Annotated in this window: 16 protein-coding genes; 11 read left to right on the top strand and 5 right to left on the bottom strand. The window is 66.9% G+C overall.

Translation table 11 applies throughout. The features are described from left to right. Positions 1-34: 34 nt before the first annotated feature. Together ACTJJX_RS14690 and rapA are read right to left on the bottom strand one after the other, a co-directional pair. Positions 35-490, bottom strand: coding sequence for a universal stress protein (locus ACTJJX_RS14690; RefSeq protein ID WP_003091672.1), 456 nt, complete (start codon positions 488-490; stop codon positions 35-37). Between the two features lie 282 nt (positions 491-772). Continuing rightward, positions 773-3,625, bottom strand: a complete 2,853-nt coding sequence (rapA, locus tag ACTJJX_RS14685) for an RNA polymerase-associated protein RapA (RefSeq protein WP_012613843.1) — start codon at positions 3,623-3,625, stop codon at positions 773-775. Between the two features lie 235 nt (positions 3,626-3,860). Between rapA and ACTJJX_RS14680 the strand changes: the two genes are divergently transcribed. From ACTJJX_RS14680 to ACTJJX_RS14650, 7 genes are all read left to right on the top strand, one after another. Further along, complete coding sequence (locus ACTJJX_RS14680) at positions 3,861-4,169, top strand: hypothetical protein (RefSeq protein ID WP_003091664.1); 309 nt, start codon at positions 3,861-3,863, stop codon at positions 4,167-4,169. A gap of 53 nt (positions 4,170-4,222) precedes the next feature. Beyond that, positions 4,223-4,825: an alpha-ketoglutarate-dependent dioxygenase AlkB family protein gene (locus ACTJJX_RS14675; RefSeq protein WP_003115462.1), complete on the top strand. Its 603-nt coding sequence runs from the start codon at positions 4,223-4,225 to the stop codon at positions 4,823-4,825. Continuing rightward, positions 4,822-4,983: a hypothetical protein gene (locus ACTJJX_RS14670; protein WP_003091659.1), complete on the top strand. Its 162-nt coding sequence runs from the start codon at positions 4,822-4,824 to the stop codon at positions 4,981-4,983. The genes ACTJJX_RS14675 and ACTJJX_RS14670 overlap by 4 nt, the downstream gene beginning before the upstream one ends. A gap of 248 nt (positions 4,984-5,231) precedes the next feature. Then, positions 5,232-5,345 (top strand): cytochrome c oxidase subunit CcoM, encoded by a 114-nt coding sequence (gene ccoM, locus ACTJJX_RS14665; protein WP_003091657.1) that lies wholly within the window; start codon positions 5,232-5,234, stop codon positions 5,343-5,345. 208 nt (positions 5,346-5,553) lie between these two features. Next, positions 5,554-7,548 carry an FUSC family protein gene (locus tag ACTJJX_RS14660; protein WP_003113160.1) on the top strand — a complete coding sequence of 665 codons (1,995 nt, stop codon included), beginning with the start codon at positions 5,554-5,556 and terminating at the stop codon, positions 7,546-7,548. Continuing rightward, complete coding sequence (locus ACTJJX_RS14655; protein ID WP_003091655.1) at positions 7,535-7,738, top strand: DUF1656 domain-containing protein; 204 nt, start codon at positions 7,535-7,537, stop codon at positions 7,736-7,738. The genes ACTJJX_RS14660 and ACTJJX_RS14655 overlap by 14 nt, the downstream gene beginning before the upstream one ends. 26 nt (positions 7,739-7,764) lie before the next feature. Next, positions 7,765-8,622, top strand: coding sequence for an efflux RND transporter periplasmic adaptor subunit (locus tag ACTJJX_RS14650; RefSeq protein ID WP_003091654.1), 858 nt, complete (start codon positions 7,765-7,767; stop codon positions 8,620-8,622). On the opposite strand, the gene ACTJJX_RS14645 is transcribed toward ACTJJX_RS14650, so the two are convergent. The 3 genes from ACTJJX_RS14645 to ACTJJX_RS14635 all read right to left on the bottom strand — a co-directional run bounded on the left by ACTJJX_RS14645 (position 8,603) and on the right by ACTJJX_RS14635 (position 11,346). Beyond that, entirely contained in the window at positions 8,603-9,778 is a 1,176-nt protein-coding gene (locus tag ACTJJX_RS14645) for an MFS transporter (protein ID WP_016852615.1), read from the bottom strand. The two genes, ACTJJX_RS14650 and ACTJJX_RS14645, sit on opposite strands and share 20 nt — an antisense overlap. Before the next feature lie 150 nt (positions 9,779-9,928). After that, positions 9,929-10,399, bottom strand: coding sequence for a MaoC family dehydratase (locus ACTJJX_RS14640; protein WP_003091647.1), 471 nt, complete (start codon positions 10,397-10,399; stop codon positions 9,929-9,931). Then, positions 10,396-11,346 carry an alpha/beta hydrolase gene (locus ACTJJX_RS14635; protein WP_003122430.1) on the bottom strand — a complete coding sequence of 317 codons (951 nt, stop codon included), beginning with the start codon at positions 11,344-11,346 and terminating at the stop codon, positions 10,396-10,398. Before ACTJJX_RS14635 ends, ACTJJX_RS14640 begins: the two co-directional genes overlap by 4 nt. Before the next feature lie 246 nt (positions 11,347-11,592). On the opposite strand from ACTJJX_RS14635, the gene fadD2 reads away from it, so the two are divergent. The 4 genes from fadD2 to hrpA all read left to right on the top strand — a co-directional run bounded on the left by fadD2 (position 11,593) and on the right by hrpA (position 19,691). Then, positions 11,593-13,281, top strand: coding sequence for a long-chain-fatty-acid--CoA ligase FadD2 (gene fadD2 / locus ACTJJX_RS14630; protein ID WP_016852616.1), 1,689 nt, complete (start codon positions 11,593-11,595; stop codon positions 13,279-13,281). Between the two features lie 234 nt (positions 13,282-13,515). Next, positions 13,516-15,204, top strand: a complete 1,689-nt coding sequence (gene fadD1, locus ACTJJX_RS14625; protein ID WP_003091643.1) for a long-chain-fatty-acid--CoA ligase FadD1 — start codon at positions 13,516-13,518, stop codon at positions 15,202-15,204. 122 nt (positions 15,205-15,326) lie between these two features. Next, positions 15,327-15,536 (top strand): hypothetical protein, encoded by a 210-nt coding sequence (locus tag ACTJJX_RS14620; protein ID WP_003105496.1) that lies wholly within the window; start codon positions 15,327-15,329, stop codon positions 15,534-15,536. A gap of 174 nt (positions 15,537-15,710) precedes the next feature. Continuing rightward, the gene (hrpA, locus tag ACTJJX_RS14615; protein WP_003105494.1) at positions 15,711-19,691 is read left to right on the top strand and encodes an ATP-dependent RNA helicase HrpA; all 3,981 of its coding nucleotides are present in this window, start codon (positions 15,711-15,713) and stop codon (positions 19,689-19,691) included. Positions 19,692-19,721 lie beyond the last annotated feature (30 nt).

Here is a 19,721-nt window from a genome sequence, read left to right as displayed (position 1 = left end):
ATTCCCCCCACGGCCTTTTTCGTCGGCTTTCGCCTTATTTGTCGCGGACCAGCAGGACCGGACGCGAAGCCACGCGGATCAGGCCTTCCGCCACGCTGCCGAGCATCAGGCGGCGCATGCCGCGACGACCATGGGTGCCCATGACCACCACGTCGGCATCGCTGGCCTGGGCCTCGAGCTCGATGCGCTCGGCGATTTCCTCGCTGGCGCGCTCCTGGCAGACGCGATCGAAGGTGGCGCCTTCGACGTTGCTCGCCTCGACCTTCTCGCGGGCCTTGGCCAGGACGTCATCGGCGGCTTTCAGCGCGGCTTCGCGCAGCGGCTCGGGGTTGTAGTACACCGCGTAGTCGGGAAGGTGGCGCAGCGGGCTGTCGACGATGGTGATGACGCGCAGCTTGCCGCCGCTGAGGCCGGCCAGCTTGATGGCCTCTTCCAGGGCGCGGTCGGAGACCGGGCTGCCGTCCACGGCTACCAGAATGCGATCGTACATAAGGTGTCCCTCCAGAGTGAGTGTCCGCCCGCCGGGCGTTCTTGAAACTTCAAGGACACTGTAGACCCTCGCGGCCGGCGGACCTTTGCCGGAGGTCAATAAGTCGCAGGGCGACCGTCGCGATTCCGCTGCGACGCCCGGCTCGCGGCCCGGCGGGGGCCGGGGAACGGGGCGAACGGTCGCCGCGCGGCCATCCGCCGTTGCGGCCTTCGCTGGAAATGAAATGAAAGAAGCCATGGGGGATGCCCATGGCTTCTCGTTTCGCGCAGCCGTTGCCGGGCGTCAGCCGGCGACCAGGATGCGGATCGCCTCGAGGCGCAGGGAGGCCTTGTCGAGCAGGGCCAGGCCTTCCTCGCGCTGGGTGCGCAGGCTGTCCAGCTCGCTGTCGCGGACGCTCGGGTTGACCGCCTTGAGCGCGGTCAGGCGCGCCAGTTCCTCGTCCATGGCGGCGGCGAACTGCTGCTTGGCCCTGGCCACGCGTTCCTCGTGGCGCGGGACGATCTTGCCCTCGGCCACGTCGAACTGCTTGGCCAGCACATCGCGCTGGGCCTGGACGAACTTGTTGGCGCTGACCCGTGGCACGCTTTCCAGCTGGTCGTTGAGGGTTTCCAGGGACACCCGGCCGGCCAGGTCGTTGCCGTTGGCGTCGAGCAGGCAGCGCAGGGCCTGCGGCGGCAGCCAGCGGCCGAGCTGGAGGGCGCGCGGTGCCACGGCTTCGCTGACGAACAGGAGTTCGAGCAGCACGGTGCCGGGCTTCAGCGCCTTGTTCTTGATCAGCGCCACCGAGGTGTTGCCCATCGAGCCGGACAGCACCAGGTCCATGCCGCCCTGAACCATCGGATGTTCCCAGGTGAGGAACTGCATGTCCTCGCGGGCCAGCGCCTGGGCACGGTCGTAGGTGATGGTCACGCCTTCGTCGTCGCCGAGGGGGAAGCCGGCGTCGAGCATCTTCTCGCTTGGCTTGAGGATCAGGGCATTTTCCGAATGGTCTTCGCTGTGGATGCCGTAGGCGTCGAACAGGCGCTCCATGTAGATCGGCAGGGCGAAGTCGTCGTCCTGTTCCTCGATGGCCTCCACCAGCGCCTCGCCTTCGCCGGCGCCGCCGGAGTTCAGCTCGAGCAGGCGGTCGCGACCGCTGTGCAGCTCCGCTTCGAGGGCTTCGCGACGGGCGCGGCCTTCGGCGAGCAGCGCGTCCCAGGCCTTGTCCTCGCCGCCGTCGAGCAGCGGCAGCAGGCGCGGGCCGAACTCGTGTTGCAGGGCGTTGCCGGTGGGGCAGGTATTGAGGAAGGCGTTCAGCGCCTGGTGGTACCACTGGAACAGGCGCTGCTGGGCGCTGTTCTCCAGGTGCGGTACGTGCAACTGGATGGTGTGTCGCTGGCCGATCCGGTCGAGGCGGCCGATGCGCTGCTCGAGCAGGTCCGGGTGGGCCGGCAGGTCGAACAGCACCAAGTGGTGGGCGAACTGGAAGTTGCGGCCTTCGCTGCCGATTTCCGAGCAGATCAGCACCTGGGCGCCGAACTCTTCGTCGGCGAAGTAGGCGGCGGCGCGGTCGCGCTCGAGAATGCTCATGCCTTCGTGGAACACCGTGGCGGAGATGCCCGAACGCAGGCGCAGGGCGTCTTCCAGGTCGAGGGCCGTCTCGGCGTGGGCACAGATGACCAGGACCTTGAACTGCTTGAGCATCTTCAGGGTATCGATCAGCCACTCGACGCGCGGGTCGAAGCGCCACCAGCGGTTGTTGTCGTCGCCGTCTTCCCACTGCTGCTGGAAATTCACTTCCGGATACAGGTCCGGGTGTTCGCCGGCCGGCAATTCCTCGTACTGGCTCGGCATCGGCAACGGATAGGCGTGCAGTTCGCGCTGGGGGAAGCCCTGCACGGCGGCACGGGTGTTGCGGAACAGCACGCGACCGGTGCCGTGGCGGTCGAGCAGCTCGCGGACCAGGCGCGAGCGAGCTTCTTCATCGCCGCCCTCGACGCTGGCCAGCAGCTCGTCGCCCTCGCTGCCGAGGAAGCCGTGGATGGCCTTGCGCGCGCCGGCGGAAAGACTGCCGTGGTCGAGCAGTTCCTGCACCGCTTCGGCGACCGGACGATATTGCTCGCTCTCCCGGCGGAACGCTTCGAGGTCGTGGAAACGATTCGGATCGAGCAGGCGCAGGCGCGCGAAGTGGCTGTCCTGGCCGAGTTGCTCCGGGGTCGCGGTGAGCAACAGGACGCCGGGAATGATCTCCGCCAGTTGCTCGACCAGCGCGTATTCGGCGCTGACCTGGTCCTGGTGCCAGACCAGGTGGTGGGCTTCGTCGACCACCAGCAGGTCCCAGCCGGCGGCGAACAGGGCGTCCTGGGCGCGTTCGTCTTCCTTCAGCCACTCCAGGGCGACCAGGGCCAACTGGGTGTCCTCGAAGGGATTGCTGGCATCGCTTTCGGCGAAGCGCTCCTTGTCGAACAGGGCCACCTGCAGGTTGAAGCGCCGGCGCATCTCCACCAGCCACTGGTGCTGGAGGTTTTCCGGGACCAGGATCAGCACCCGCCCGGCGCGGCCGGAGAGCAACTGGCGATGGATGATCAGGCCGGCCTCGATGGTCTTGCCCAGGCCCACTTCGTCGGCCAGCAGGACGCGCGGCGCCATGCGGTCGGCGACTTCGCGGGCGATGTGCAACTGGTGGGCGATCGGCTGGGCGCGGGCGCCGCCGAGGCCCCAGAGCGAGGACTGGAGCAGTTGGCTGCGGCGTTCGAGAGTGTGGTAGCGCAGGGAGAACCAGGGCAGGGGATCGATCTGTCCGGCGAACAGACGGTCGCTGGCGAGGCGGAACTGGATGAAGTTGGAGAGCTGGGTTTCCGGCAGGGTGCACTGCTCGTTCTGCGCGGTGAGGCCGTGGTACACCAATAGGCCCTCGCTTTCCTCGACCTCGCGAACGGTCATCTTCCAGCCTTCGAAGTGCGTCACTTCATCGCCGGGGGCGAAGCGCACGCGGGTCAGCGGCGCATTGCGCAAGGCGTATTGGCGGGTATCGCCGGTCGCCGGATAGAGCACGGTGAGCAGGCGGCCATCCTGGGCCAGGATGGTCCCCAGGCCCAATTCCGCTTCACTGTCGCTGATCCAGCGTTGCCCCGGTTGATACTGCGCCATGTCCACCTCCCAAAAAAGCCGGGTATGGTACCGCAACGCGTGGCGTTGAGCGACGCTTGGCGATGGATTGCGTGTTGCGCCACGGCTTCGTCGGAGAGCCGTCCGTCGGTACGGGAGCGACCGCCTGGCGGCTGTTTCTCAAGTCGAGCGGCGGGTCGACCGATAACCCTTGTAGAAGAACGCCGCAAACCGGCACGCTGCGAGAACCCATGACGCGGCACTACCCAGAGAGGTTGCCTGCATGCTTCCGCCGATCCCCCAGGGCCTGATCCCGGTCACCGTCCAGCAGGACCCGCCCAAGCCCCGTCCGGCCACGCCGCCGGTCGCGCCGACCCAGGCTGGCGCGGGCAGCGATGGCGTCGCCTTGCGCCAGGAGCGTGACGAGGAAAGCTGGCTGGAAGAGGAATACCGCCGTCGCCAGCGCCGCCAGGGCGGCGAGGCGCACGCGCGGAGCGACGAGGGGGACGAGGCGCCGGCTGACGAGGCGGGGGAGAGCGCCCAGGCGGACGAGCTGCCGCGCAAGGGACAATTGATCGACATCGAAGTGTAACCCTGGTTTTCCAGGCTTCAGCAGCGGCCTTGCGGCGTAGTAACCTGCGGCCCATGGACCTGTTCGCCGACGCACCCCTGACCCTGCCGGACGCCGACCTGCGCTATCTCCCGCATTGGCTGGATGCGCCGCTGGCGAGCGCCTGGCTGTTGCGCCTGGAACAGGAAACGCCCTGGGAACAGCCGATCCTGCGCATCCATGGCGAGGAGCATCCGACCCCGCGCCTGGTGGCCTGGTACGGCGACCCTGACGCCGCCTACCGTTATTCCGGCCAGGTCCACCGGCCGCTGCCATGGACCGCGTTGCTCGGCGAGATCCGCGAGCGCGTGGAGCGCGAGGTCGGCCAGCGGGTCAACGGCGTGCTGCTGAACTACTACCGCGACGGCCAGGACTCCATGGGCTGGCACAGCGACGACGAGCCAGAGCTGCGCCGCGATCCGCTGGTCGCCTCGCTCAGTCTCGGCGGCAGCCGCCGCTTCGACCTGCGGCGCAAGGGCCAGACCCGCATCGCCCACTCTCTGGAACTGACCCATGGCAGCCTGCTGGTCATGCGCGGCGCAACCCAGCATCATTGGCAACATCAGGTGGCGAAGACCCGCCGCTCCTGCATGCCCCGTTTGAACCTGACCTTCCGCCTGGTGTACCCCCAGCCATGAACGACGACGACAAGGTGATCGACCTCAGCGCCGAGCGCGACAAGCGCATCCACGACGTGCACGAGAAGCGCCTGCAGGAGGTCCGCAAGGCCTTCGAACAGGTGTTGCCGCTGGGCAAGCCGCGGAAGAAGCCGAAAGGCAAGCCGAAGAAGCGCTGAAGCCTCCGCCGCCGCGTTCGCCGGCGGCGCATTCCTGCGGGCAACGTGCGGCGATCGGGCAGGTTTTTCCCGGTTATCTGCGGCGTCCGACCGCATTCTCCCTCCTGCGAAACTTGACCTGGGTCAGTGTCATGCACCTGGCCGAAAAAGCCCGTCCGGGCGATTGATCCAAGTCAATATTGCGCCGCCGCGCCTCGCTAATCTGAGCCCATCGAGCAACACCCAACCGGCAACTGGAGGCCATCAACATGTTCATCGACGAAGTGGTTCTCGCAGGGATTCTTACAGTAGGCCTCATGGTCGCTTTCTTCGGTGGGGTCGGTTACTTCATCTGGAAGGATTCCCATAGCCGCAAAGGCTGATCCTCCCGGATACACAGAGCACGCAAGGCACTTAGGGCGACTTCGGTCGCCCGTTTTTTTTGCGCCTGGAAAAACACCGGCGCAGCGATCGGGATACTACGAATGTCGCTGGACGATATTGTTAGCAGCCTAATAATATAGGCTGCACATATCGCCTCGGCGTTCGCCGGCTATCTATGCTGATGTAGACCCCGTTTCGGAAGACCCTGTGCCCATTCACTGGAAGCCGTTCCTGGCACCCTCGACGCTGGCGCTCAAGTTCGCCATCAAGACGCTCCTGGCCGGCGGCCTGGCGTTGTGGTGCGCCTTTCGCTTCGACCTGGAGCAGCCGCAATGGGCGCTGATGACCGTGCTGATCGTGTCCCAGCCGTTGTCCGGCATGGTGGTGGCGAAGGGCTTGTTCCGCCTGCTCGGCACCCTGGTCGGCACCGCGATGTCGGTGTTGATGATCGCGCTGTTCGCCCAGGCGCCCTGGTTGTTCCTGCTGGCCATCTCGCTCTGGCTGGGGCTCTGCACGGCGGCCTCGACCTCCCTGCGCAACCACGTTTCCTATGCCTTCGTACTTTCCGGCTATACGGTAGCGATCATTGGCCTGCCGGCGGTGGACCAGCCGCTGCTGGTCTTCGAGCAGGCGGTGGCGCGTTGTACCGAGATCTGCCTGGGGATCATCTGCGCCTCGGCGGTCAGTGCGATCCTCTGGCCGCAGCGGGTCGAGCAGAACCTCGACAAGCAGGCCCACGCCACCTGGCTGCTGGGCATGCAGGCCGCGCGCGGCGAGATCGACCCGCGCCAGCGGCAGCCGCAGGGGCTGCTCAACGCGCTGAGCAAGATCGTCGAGGTCGATGCGCAGCGCGACCATGCCTGGTTCGAAGGCGAGCGCGGGCGGCGCCGGGCCGGCGCCCTGGCGTTGCTCTCGCGCGACCTGCTCAGCCTGTTGCGCACCGCGCGCGGCGTGGCCCGGCAACGGGCGCGGCTGAGCGAAGAGGAAGAGCGCCGGGTGGAGCGCTGGCTGGCCGCGCTGGCCAGCGCCCTGGAAGGAACCGATCCGGCGTCGATGCAGGCGCTGCGCGAGGAGTTGGCGCAGGTCGCGGTCGAGCCGCAGTGGAGCAACGACCAGCGGTACCTGCTGACCCGCTGCTCGGTGCTGCTGCTCAAGGCGGTGAATGCCGAGAAGGGCATGCGCGCGGTGGCCAGCGGCGAAGTCGAGGGGCGGGTGGGCAGCGCCGGTACCCTGTCCTGGCACCGCGACCTGCAGATGGCGCTGTTCTACGGTACGCGTAGCGCCCTGGCGTTGCTCGGGCTGTCGGTCTATTGGATCTATACCGCGTGGCCGGCGGCGTCCGGCGCGATGCTGCTGGCGGCGGTGGTGTGCAGCCTGTTCGCCAACCGCGACAACGCGGTGGCCATCGGCCTGAGCTTCCTGCGCGGCATCGTCTACGCGATCCCGGCGGCGATGCTGGTCAGCCAGTGGCTGCTGCCGCAGTGGAATGGCTTCCCGCTGCTCTGCCTGGCGATGGGCGTGCCGCTGTTCTTCGCCACCCTGGGCATGGCCGTACCGGTTACCGCCGGCACCGCCACCTCGTTCGCGATCCACTTCATCGTCCTGGTCGCGCCGCGCAACCAGATGGACTACAACCTCGCGACCCTGCTGAATTCTGCCCAGGGCGTGCTGATCGGAGTCGGCTTCGCGGTGGTGATCTTCCGCTTGCTGACCTTGCGTCCGGGCTGGCTGACCCGACGCCTGCTGGACGCCACCTGCGTCGATCTCGGCCGCCTCACCCGGCGCCCGCTGGCGCAGGCGGAGAACTGGTTCGGCGGGCGCATGGCCGACCGCCTGTTGCGCCTGGCGCGGCACGCCAACCTGTTGCCGGAGCAGGAGCGGCGGCGTTGGGACGATGGCCTCCTGGCGCTCGACCTGGGTAACGAACTGATCCACCTGCGGGCCTGCCTGGAAGGCGCCCGTGGCGTCCTGCGCAAGGCGCGCGACCGCTTCCTCGGGGAACTGGGCGAACTGCTTGAGGCCGGTCCCGCGGGTCCGCGCAGTGACCGCCTGGAGCGGATCAGCCTGCCGTTGCGCGAAGCCCTGGAGCGTGACGCTCGCCACGACGACGAAGCCAGCCGCCTGGCGCGCGCGGCCCTGGCGCAACTGCTGTTCACCTGGCAGCAGTGGTGCCATCAGGAGGAAAGCCATGAGTCTGCATGAATCGGCCTGGGGCGGCGTCTACCTCAGCCCGCTGTTCGTCTATGCCCTGCTGGCGCTGGCGGCCACCGCCGCGCTGCGGGTGCTGATCCAGAAAACGCCGTTGCGTCGCTGGGTCTGGCACGAGGCGCTGTTCGACTGCGCCCTGTTCATTTTGATGTTGAGTGGCATTACCTGGGCGGCTACGACCTGAATCGTCGCCCCGAGAAGGAGATTCGCATGCGTGCATCGCTTCGCGTCGTCGTCACCCTGCTGGTGGTCGCTGCCGCTGTCCTCGCCGGCATCTGGCTCTGGCGCTACTACATGCTCTCGCCCTGGACCCGCGATGCCCGGGTGCGGGCCGACGTGGTGGTGGTGGCGCCGGACGTGTCCGGCTGGGTGACCGACCTGGAGGTCAAGGACAACCAGGTGGTCAAGGTCGGCGACGTGCTGATGCGCATCGACCAGGAACGCTACCAGGCCAACCTGGAGCAGGCCCGCGCCGTCGCCGAGACCCGTCACCAGCAATACCTGTTGCGCCAGAACGAGGCGGCCCGGCGCAGCCGCCTGGGCATCGGCGCGATCAGCGCCGAGGACAAGGAAAACGCCCAGATCAATGCCGCCATCGCTCGCAGCGAGTACCAGGAGGCGCTGGCCCAGGTGAAGATCGCCGAACTCAACCTCAAGCGCAGCGAGCTGCGCGCCGCGCGCAACGGCCAGGTAACCAACCTGCGCCTGGCCCAGGGCAACTACGCCACGGCGGGCCAGGCGGTGATGGCGTTGGTCGACCAGCAGTCCTTCTATGTGGTCGCCTACTTCGAGGAAACCAAGCTGCCCGGCATCCGCGTCGGCATGCGCGCCCAGGTCCGCCTGATGAGCGGCGATCAGCCGATCGACGGCACGGTGGAGAGCATCAGCAGCGGTATCACCGACCGCAACTCGACGCCGGACGGCCAGTTGCTGGCCAATGTCGAGCCGACCTTCAACTGGGTGCGCCTGGCGCAGCGCATTCCGGTGCGCATCCGCCTCGACCAGGTGCCGGCGGATGTCCACCTGAGCGCCGGGATGACCGCCAGCGTCACCGTGCAGGGGGACTGAACGGCAGCGCTTGCGTGGCGCCATCCAGCGTGCTGGCGCCAAGCGCGCAGGCCAGCGCCGCCAGCACCAGGGCGAGGCCGACCCAGGGCGTCGCGGCGACTCCCAGTGCCGCCACCACCAGGCCGCCCAGCGCCGCGCCGAGGCCCACGCCCAGGTGCATGGCCGAGGTGTTCAGGGCGACGCCGGCGGAACCGCTGGCCGGATCGCTGCGCAGCAGGAAGCTCTGCACCACCGGCGAGATCATCCAGCTGATCGCGCTCCAGACCATCAGTACCGGCAGGAACCCGATGCTGCCCAGGCTCAGCGGCACCGCCGCCAGCGCCAGGGCGAAGGCCGCCGGTACCAGACGCAGGGCGCGCCGGTGGCCGAGGCGGTCGGCCAGCCAGCCGCCGATATAGCCGCCGCTCAGCGCTGCCAGGCCGATCAGCAGGAGGATCAGGCTGATCTCGCCGGGCGAGCGAATACCGGCCATGCTCGCCAGGTACGGGGTGAAATAGGCGAACAGGGTGAAGTGCCCGCCGAGCAACAGGATCGATACCAGTTGCGCGAGCCACAGCGCGGGCTGGCGCAACTGCCGCAGGTAGCCTTCGCGGCCGGGCAGGTCGCCGGCCTGGCGTTGCGGCAGGTAGCGCCAGAGCAGCAGGCACAAGGGCAGCGAATAGACCGCGATGCCGGCGAAGATCCAGCGCCAGCCGAACCAGTCGCTGATCTGTACGCCCAGTGGCACGCCGAACACCAGCGAACCGCTGATGCCCATGAAGATCAGGCCGATCGCCCGGCCGCGCTGGGCCGGGGCGGCCAGCTCGGCGGCGAGCAGGCTGGCGAGGACGATCAGCAGCCCGCAACAGGCCGACATTCCCAGGCGAGCCAGGAGCAGGCCGAGATAGCCCGGAGCGAGGGCGGCGAGCGCGTTGCTGAGGGCGAACAGCAGCAGGGTCGCCAGCAGCAGGCGGCGGCGTTCGATGCGCCGGGTCAGCCAGCCGAGCAGCGGTGCGGCGAGGGCGAAGCCGAGGGAGAACAGGGTGGTGAGCTGGCCGGCCAGGCTGATGGAGACCCGCAGGTCTTCGGCCAGGGGCGGCAGGATGCCGATCAGGATGCTTTCCGCCAGGCCGGCGGCGAAGGTGGTCAGGGATAGCAACAGCAAGCGAAGGTCCATGGCGGCTCCGATTCCCGGTAAGGGGTTTCGGGCGGTGGAATGCCTTCGGTTATCCCTGGTGATTGAGGTAAGACAGCGGACAGGGTAGAGCAGCGCGCGGCGGCCCGGCAAGTCCGCCGGGCCGGATGGCCCGACGGTAGGGAAAGCCGCTCAGCCGATGCTGATCGGCGGCAGTTCGGCCAGCTCGACGCTGAGCTTCTCTTCCGGCGCCATGATCTCCGCTTCGCCGTCGACCACCTGCTTGCCTGCCTGGTTGAACACCCGCGTGGCCATGCGCACGCGGTTCTTCGGCAGCTTCTCGAGGACTTCCAGTTCGACCTTCAGGTCGTCGCCGAGCTTGACCGGACGGGTGAAGCGCAGGGTCTGGCCGAGATAGATGGTGCCTGGGCCGGGCAGCACGGTGGCGATCGCCGCGCTGATCAGGGCGCCGCTGAGCATGCCGTGGGCGATGCGTTCCTTGAACTGGGTGGTGGCCGCGTAGGCGGCGTCCAGATGCACCGGGTTGCGGTCGCCGGAGACTGCGGCGAACAACTGCAGGTCGCGCTCGGCGATGCTGCTGGTGTACTCGGCCTTTTGCCCGACCTCTAGCTCGGCGTAGGGAATGTTCTGGACCTGGCTCATGTTCTCTCCTTTGTCGAATGATCCCGGCGGTGGCGCAGGGCCTGTTCCAGCCAGTCGATCAGGTCTTGGGTGACCGCGTCGCGGTTGCTCTCGTTGAACAGCTCGTGACGGGCCTCGGGATAGGTCTTCAGGGTCACCTGGCGCAGCCCGGCACCGCGCAGGGCGTCGGCCAGGTCGCCCAGGCGCTTGCCCTGGCTGACCGGGTCGCGTTCGCCGCCGATGACCAGCAGCGGCAGGTCGGCATCGATCTGCCGCAGGTGGGTGGGCGGGGTGATATCGGCCAGGCCGCCGAGCAGGTCCACCCACAACTGGTTGCTGCAGCGGAAGCCGCACAGCGGGTCGGCCACGTACCTGTCGACTTCCTGCGGATCGCGACTGAGCCAGTCGAAGGCCGTGCGATTGGGCTTGAACGCCTTGTTGAACGAGCCGAACGAGAGGAAGTCGATCAGCGCGCTCTTGCCCAGCGGCCCCTGGCGCCAGCGCTCGAAGCGGGCGATCAGGCGGGCGATCCGGTAGAGCGCTTGCGGCTGGTAGTTGGAACCGGAAAGGATCGCCCCTTGCAGGCTGCAGCTGTGGTGCAGCAGGTAGGCCATGGAGATGTAGCTGCCCATGCTGTGGCCCAGCAGGAAGATCGGCAGTTCCGGGTGCTGCTGGCGGATATGGTGGTTCAGGCTGGCCAGGTCGCCGACCACCTTGCCCCAGCCGCCCTGGTCGGCGAAGTGGCCCAGCTCGTCGGCTTCGGCGGTCCGGCCGTGGCCGCGCTGGTCGATCGCATAGAAGTGGTAGCCGGCAGCGTTCAGCGCGGCGGCGAGACGCTCGTAGCGACCGGCGTGCTCGGCCATGCCGTGGGACAGCATCACCGCGCCGACGGCCGTTGCGCTCGGCCAGTGGCGGGTGTACAGCGGGGTTTCGTCGCTGGCGGGGAGCCAGTAGGCAGCGGCGGGCATGTTCGTTCCTTGTGCCGGGCGGACGCGTTCCGGCGCATTCTAGCAGCGTACGCGGCTTCGTCCCGGAAAAGCGCCACCCTTGGGCACGGGCCGCTCTGGAATGGCGGGCGGCGAAGAGCGACAGGCTGGAGATTCACACTATCAATAAGGGCAGGAGGAGTATTTGCGCTGTCCGACGCAACTGCTAAGTTGCCCGATGCCCCGCACATGCGGGCCAGACCCGCTCAGGTAAGAGGACAAGAATAAATGCAACCTGAATTCTGGAACGACAAACGCCCGGCCGGCGTACCCGACAGTCTCGACTTCGCCGCCTACCGTTCCGTAGTCGAGGTCTTCGAGCGCTCCTGCAAGAAATTCGCCGACCGCCCGGCCTTCAGCAATCTCGGCGTGACGCTCAGCTACGCCGAACTCGATCGTCTGTCCGCCGCCTTCGCCGCCTACCTGCAGAAACAGACCGATCTCCAGCCCGGCGACCGCATCGCGGTGCAGATGCCCAATGTCCTGCAATATCCCATCGCGGTGTTCGGCGCCTTGCGCGCGGGGCTGGTGGTGGTCAACACCAATCCGCTGTACACCGCCCGCGAAATGCGCCACCAGTTCAAGGACGCCGGCGTGCGTGCGCTGGTCTACCTGAACGTGTTCGGCAAGCTGGTCGAGGAAGTGCTCCCGGATACGCGGATCGAGTACCTGATCGAGGCGCGCATGGGCGACCTGTTGCCGGCGCTGAAGGGTTGGCTGGTGAACAGCGTGGTGAAGTCGGTGAAGAAGATGGTCCCCGATTATCGCTTGCCCCAGGCGCTGCCGTTCAGGCAGGCCTTGAAGCAAGGCCAGGGCCATGCCCTGCAGCCGGTCAGGGTCGGCCTGGAGGATGTCGCCGTGTTGCAGTACACCGGCGGCACCACCGGGGTCTCGAAGGGGGCGATGCTCACCCACGGCAACCTGGTGGCGAACATGCTGCAGGTCCACGCACAGCTTTCCCAGCTCGGCAAGGATGGCCTGCCGCTGATGAAGGAGGCGCAGGAGGTGATGATCGCGCCGCTGCCGCTCTACCACATCTATGCCTTCACCGCGAACTGCATGTGCATGATGGTCAGCGGCAACCATAACGTGCTGATCACCAACCCGCGCGACATCCCCGGTTTCGTCAAGGAACTGAATAAGTGGCGTTTCTCCGCGCTGCTCGGCCTCAACACCCTGTTCGTCGCGCTGATGGAGCACCCCGGGTTCAAGGACGTCGATTTCTCCAACCTGAAGCTCACCAACTCCGGCGGCACCGCACTGGTCAGCGCCACCGCCGAGCGCTGGAAGGGCGTCACCGGCTGCACCGTGGTGGAAGGCTATGGCCTCACCGAATGCTCGCCGGTGGTGACCACCAACCCCTACGGCGAGCAGGCACGCCTGGGTACGGTGGGGATACCGGTCGTGGGCACGGCGCTCAAGGTGATCGACGAGCAGGGCAACGAGCTGCCTGTCGGCGAACGTGGCGAACTCTGCGTGAAAGGTCCGCAAGTGATGAAGGGGTACTGGCAGCGTCCCGAGGCCACCGAGGAGATTCTCGATGCCGAAGGCTGGCTGAAGACCGGCGACATCGCGGTGATCGACGAGGACGGCTTCGTGCGCATCGTCGATCGAAAGAAGGACCTGATCCTGGTCTCCGGCTTCAATGTCTACCCCAACGAGATCGAAGACGTGGTGATGGCCCATCCGAAGGTGGCCAGTTGCGCGGCGGTGGGCATTCCCGACGAGAAGTCCGGCGAGGCGGTGAAGCTGTTCGTGGTGGCCCGCGACCCCAGCCTGTCGGTCGAGGAACTCAAGGCCTACTGCAAGGAAAACCTCACCGGATACAAAATTCCGCGACAGATTGTGCTCAAGGATGCATTACCGATGACGCCTGTGGGTAAAATCCTCCGTCGTGAGCTGCGCGAAATCGCCTGATAGCCTTACAAGGCTCTGAAACGGGCATTTGCCGGGGACAGGAAAGACCGTGACCGAGACTAATGTCTCGGTCATTTTTTTGACCGAATAGGTCATGTTTGGTGCTGGTCTGCCTCTGGCAAAGCTGATAATCTCGGCGCGCCTAATAGCCCTGGGTCCAGGGTTAGCGAGCAGATCACAACAAGATGCCGCCATGAGCGGTGAAGATTAGCTGTTGCTTAGGAGTGGGCTTCCATGATCGAAAACTTCTGGAAGGACAAGTACCCAGCGGGTATTGCTGCCGAGATCAATCCCGACCAGTACCCGAACATCCTGTCGGTACTGAAGGAGTCCTGCCAACGTTTTGCCACCAAGCCCGCGTTCACCAACCTGGGCAAGACCCTGACCTACGGCGAGCTGTACAAGCTGTCCGGCGACTTCGCCGCCTACCTGCAGCAGCACACCGATCTCAAGCCCGGCGACCGCATCGCCGTCCAGTTGCCCAACGTCCTGCAATACCCGATCGTGGTCTTCGGCGCCATGCGCGCCGGCCTCATCGTGGTCAACACCAACCCGCTGTACACCGCGCGCGAACTGGAACACCAGTTCAACGACTCCGGCGCCAAGGCGGTGGTCTGCCTGGCCAACATGGCCCACCTGGTCGAGGGCGTACTGCCGAAGACCGGCGTCAAGCAGGTGATCGTCACCGAAGTCGGCGACATCCTGCCGCCGCTGAAGCGCTTCATCGTCAACTTCGTGGTCAAGCACATCAAGAAGATGGTGCCGGCCTACAGCCTGCCGCAAGCCACCAAGCTGACCGACGCGCTGGCCAGGGGCGCCGGCAAGTCGTTCCAGGAAGCCGCGCCGCAGGCCGACGACGTCGCCGTGCTGCAATACACCGGCGGCACCACCGGGGTCGCCAAGGGCGCCATGCTGACCCACCGCAACCTGGTGGCCAACATGTTGCAGTGCAAGGCGCTGATGGGCGCCAACCTCAACGAGGGCTGCGAGATCCTCATCGCGCCGCTGCCGCTGTACCACATCTATGCCTTCACCTTCCATTGCATGGCGATGATGCTCACCGGCAACCACAACATCCTGATCACCAACCCGCGCGACCTGCCGTCGATGCTCAAGGACCTCGGCCAGTGGAAGTTCACCGGCTTCGTCGGCCTGAACACCCTGTTCGTCGCCCTGTGCAACAACGAAACCTTCCGCAAGCTGGACTTCTCCGCGCTGAAGCTGACCCTCTCCGGCGGCATGGCGCTGCAACTGGCCACCGCGGAGCGCTGGAAGGAAGTCACCGGCTGCGCCATCTGCGAAGGCTACGGCATGACCGAGACCGCGCCGGTGGTATCGGTCAACCCGTTCCAGAACATCCAGGTCGGCACCATCGGTATCCCGGTGCCCTCGACCCTGTGCAAGGTGATTGGCGACGACGGCCAGGAAGTGCCCCTGGGCGAGCGCGGCGAACTCTGCGTGAAGGGTCCGCAGGTGATGAAGGGCTACTGGCAGCGCCAGGAGGCCACCGACGAGATCCTCGACGCCGATGGTTGGCTGAAGACCGGCGATATCGCCATCATCCAGGAAGACGGCTACATGCGCATCGTCGACCGGAAGAAGGACATGATCCTGGTCTCCGGCTTCAATGTGTATCCGAACGAACTGGAAGACGTGCTGGCGACCCTGCCGGGCGTCCTGCAGTGCGCCGCGATCGGCATCCCCGACGAGAAGTCCGGCGAGTCGATCAAGGTCTTCGTGGTGGTCAAGCCGGGGGCGACCCTGACCAAGGAACAGGTCATGCAGCACATGCATGACAACCTGACCGGCTACAAGCGGCCGAAGGCCGTGGAGTTCCGCGACAGCCTGCCGACCACCAACGTCGGCAAGATCCTGCGCCGCGAACTGCGCGACGAAGAGCTGAAGAAAGCGGGCCAGAAGTAAGTCCGCCGTTGCCTGAGGAAGCCCCGCCGATGCGGGGCTTCTTCGTTGCAGGCAGTCGGTTGCGGGGTGAGCGGGCCTGTGCGGACGTGCCGGCAGCGCATCACCTGCCGGAGGAACCCCCCATGGCCCGCCTCGATCCTGCCCTGGCCGAAGAAATACGCCGTCTGCCGATCAGTCGGCGTCTGGAACTGACCCAGGCATTGCTGCATCGCGCCGGCCCCGAGGTGGAGCGCCAATGGCCGCCAGTGGCCGAGGATCGCCTCGCCGACTGCCGGGCGGGCACCGCCGATGCGCTGCCGCTGGCCGAGATGCTCAAGCGACTGGGGCGCTGAGAGGGCCATCGCCCACCAGCAGCGTCGGCCGTATCGCGGCAGCGAGCGTTAACCGGGATTCGTCCTCTTCCGCTCAAATCTGCGACAATTCCGAATATTTTTCGCCTCGGCAGTGGCCGGAGCTTCTCCCGTCCTCCGCGACTGCGGCACGCTCACAGCATTCGAAAAGCCTAGATGACCGACCAGACTCCTTCCCTTGACCAACTCGTCCGGCGCCTCGACCAGGCCCAGATCAGCGACCGCCACCGCTTGCGCCGGCAGCTCCACGAACTGCGCAAGCAGCCCGACGACGCGCGCCTGGCGCAGTGGGTCGAGCGCTTCCAGACCTCCTGCGCCAAGGTCGAGGCGCGGCGCGCCAGCGTTCCGGCGATCCGCTACGACGACAGCCTGCCGATCGCCGCCAAGCGCGACGAGATCAAGGCCGCTATCGCCGCCCATCAGGTGGTGGTGATCGCCGGCGAGACCGGCTCGGGCAAGACCACCCAGTTGCCGAAGATCTGTCTGGAGCTGGGTCGCGGCATCCACGGCCTGATCGGCCATACCCAGCCGCGTCGGCTGGCGGCGCGCAGCGTGGCGACGCGGGTCGCGGAAGAGATTGGTACGCCGCTGGGCGCGCTGGTCGGCTACCAGGTGCGCTTCGAGGACCAGAGCGACGACAGCACCCTGGTCAAGCTGATGACCGACGGCATCCTCCTGGCCGAGACCCAGCACGACCGCTACCTGGAGCGCTACGACACGCTGATCGTCGACGAAGCCCACGAGCGCAGCCTGAACATCGACTTCCTCCTCGGCTACCTGAAGACCCTGTTGCACCGGCGTCCGGACCTGAAGCTGATCATCACCTCGGCGACCATCGACCTGGAGCGTTTCTCCCGGCATTTCGACGGCGCCCCGGTGATCGAGGTTTCCGGCCGCACCTATCCGGTGGAGACCTGGTACCGGCCGCTGGCGGCGGAAACCGACGAGGAGGGCAACCGGGTCGAGGACGACCTGTCGGTGGACCAGGGCATCCTCGCCGCCCTCGACGAGATCGCCGCCCACGAACGCGAGGTCGGCAAGCGGCCCGGCGACGTGCTGGTGTTCCTCCCCGGCGAGCGGGAGATCCGCGACGCCGCGGAGATGCTGCGCAAGGCCAACCTGCGCCACACCGAGGTGCTGCCGCTGTACGCGCGACTGACCCCGGCCGAGCAGCAGAAGATCTTCCAGCCGCGCCCGGGACGCAAGATCGTGCTGTCCACCAACGTCGCGGAAACCTCGCTGACGGTGCCGGGCATCCGTTACGTGATCGACAGCGGCACCGCGCGGATCAGCCGCTACAGCTACCGCGCCAAGGTCCAGCGGCTGCCCATCGAGGCGGTGTCGCAGGCCAGCGCCAACCAGCGCAAGGGCCGTTGCGGACGGGTCGAGCCGGGCATATGCGTGCGTCTCTACAGCGAGGAGGACTTCAACGCGCGTCCGGCCTTCACCGACCCGGAAATCCTCCGCACCAACCTGGCCGCGGTGATCCTGCAGATGCTGCACCTGCGCCTCGGCGACATCGAGGCGTTCCCCTTCATCGAGCCGCCGGACGGCAAGGCGATCAAGGACGGCTTCACCCTTCTGCAGGAACTGTCGGCGGTCAACCGCGAAGGCCAGCTGACCCCGCTGGGGCGCCAACTGGCGCGCCTGCCGATCGACCCGAGGCTGGGCCGCATGCTGCTGGAGGCGGCCCAGCAGGGTAGCCTCGAGGAAGTGTTGACGGTGGCCAGCGCGCTGTCCGTGCAGGATCCGCGCGAGCGTCCGGTGGAGCGGCAGCAGGCCGCCGACCAGGCGCACGCGCAATGGAAGGACCCGGATTCCGACTTCGCCGCGCTGATCAATCTCTGGCGTGGCTTCGAGGAGCAGCGCCAGGCGCTGGGTTCCAATGCCCTGCGCAGCTGGTGCCGGAAGAACTTCCTCAACTACCTGCGCCTGCGTGAGTGGCGCGACGCCCACCGCCAACTGACCCTGATCTGCCGCGAACTGAAGCTGCCGTTCGGGCGTCCGGCCAAGGCCGAGGCGCGCAAGCCGGAGGCGAAGAAAGGCGCGTCGGCCGACAACGAACGCGAGGTACCGGGGATCGATTACGCGGCGGTCCACAAAGCGATCCTGTCCGGCCTGCTCAGCCAGATCGGGCAGAAGGCCGAGGAAGGCGACTACCTCGGCGCTCGCCAGCGACGTTTCTGGATCCATCCGTCCAGCGGCATCGCTCGCAAGCGCCCGCAATGGATCATGGCCGCGGAACTGGTGGAGACCACCAAGCTGTTCGCCCGAATGGTCGCGAAGATCGAGCCGGACTGGCTGGAGCCGCTGGCTGGGCACCTGATCAAGACCAACCACTTCGAGCCGCACTGGGAGAAGCGTCGCGGCCAGGTGGTGGCGTTCGAGCAGGTCACCCTCTACGGCCTCATCGTCATCGGTCGACGTCCGGTGCACTACGGTCCGATCGACCCGCCGGTGGCGCGCGAGCTGTTCATCCGCGAAGGCCTGGTGCGCGGCGAGATCAACAGCCGCGCCAAGTGCCTGAGCGCCAACCGGCAGTTGCTGGAAAAGCTCGACGAGCTGGAAGCCAAGGCACGCCGGCGCGACATCCTGGCCGACGAGGAAACCCTGTTCGCCTATTACGACGCGCGCCTGCCGGCGGATATCTACCAGACCGCCAGTTTCGAGAAATGGTACGCCCGCGAGCGGCAGAACCAGCCGGACCTGCTGCTGATGCGCGAGGAAGACGTGCTGGCCCGCGAAGCCAGCGAAGTCACTGCGGCGCAGTACCCGGATCGCCTGCGCCTGGGCGATCTGCACCTGTCGCTGAGCTACCAGTTCGAGCCCGGCACCGCGCGCGACGGCGTCACCGTGCGGGTACCGGCGCCGCTGCTGCCGCAATTGCCGGCCGAACGCATCGACTGGCTGGTGCCCGGCCTGCTCTACGACAAGGCGGTGGCGTTGGTGCGCAACCTGCCGAAGGCGATCCGCAAGAGCTTCGTGCCGGTACCGGACTTCGTCCGCGCCGCCCTGGAGCGCATCACCTTCGGCGAAGGTTCGCTGCCGCAGGTGCTGGGCCGCGAGCTTCAGCGCATGACCGGCGTGCGGGTAGCCGACGAGGCCTGGGCCGAGGCGGCGACGCAGTTGGACGATCACCTGCGGATGAACATTGAGGTGGTCGACGCCCAGGGCAAGTTCCTCGGCGAGGGCCGCGACCTGGCCGAACTCACCGCGCGTTTCGCCGAAGCCAGCCAGGCGGCGCTGGCGATACCCCAGGCCGACAAGGAACAGCAGCGTCCGGTGGAGGCCAAGGCCTTCGCCAGCGTCGCCGAGAAGGCCCAGCAGAAGGTCGCCGGATTGTCGATGACGGTATACCCGGCGCTGGTGGAGGAGCAGGGCGAGGTCAAGGAAGGGCGCTTCCCGACCCAGGCCGAGGCCGACTACCAACACCGCCGTGCCCTGCAACGACTGCTGTTGCAGCAACTGGCCGAGCCGGCCAAGTACCTGCGCGCCAAGCTGCCGGGGCAGACCGAGATGGGCCTGCTGTACCGCGAGCTGGGACGGGTCGAGGCGCTGGTCGAGGACATCCTCCTGGCCAGTCTCGACAGTTGCGTGCTGCAGGGCGAAAGCCTGCCGCGCGACGGCGCCGCCCTGGCCGCGCTGGCCGAGCGCAAGCGCGCTGCCTGGAACGAGCACGCCGAGCGCCTGGCACGCCTGGTGCTGGATATCCTCAAGCTCTGGCACGGCCTGCAGAAGCGCTTCAAGGGCAAGGTCGAGCTGGCCATGACCGTGCCGCTGAACGACGTCAAGGGCCAACTGGCCAATCTGGTGTATCCGGGGTTCGTCCGCGCCACCCCGCTGGAGTGGTTGAAGGAGTATCCGCGTTACCTCAAGGCCATCGAGCAGCGCCTGGACAAGGTCGCCGGCCAGGTCCAGCGCGACCGGGTGTGGAGCGGCGAGCTGGGCGAACTCTGGGCGCAATACCAGGCGCGCCTCGCCAAGCACGCCCAGGAAGGCAAGCGCGACGCCGAGTTGCAGGTGTATCGCTGGATGCTGGAGGAGTACCGGGTCTCGCTGTTCGCCCAGCAACTGGGAACCCGGCTGCCGGTCTCGGACAAGCGCCTGGCCAAGCAGTGGAGCCAGGTCGAGGGCTAGTTCCAGGGATACCGCGCGAAATGAAAAAGG

It is taken from the genome of Pseudomonas sp. 22490 (assembly GCF_052044465.1).
In the GTDB taxonomy this organism is placed as follows: domain Bacteria; phylum Pseudomonadota; class Gammaproteobacteria; order Pseudomonadales; family Pseudomonadaceae; genus Pseudomonas; species Pseudomonas aeruginosa.
This window is presented reverse-complemented; position numbering and strand designations above follow the sequence as displayed.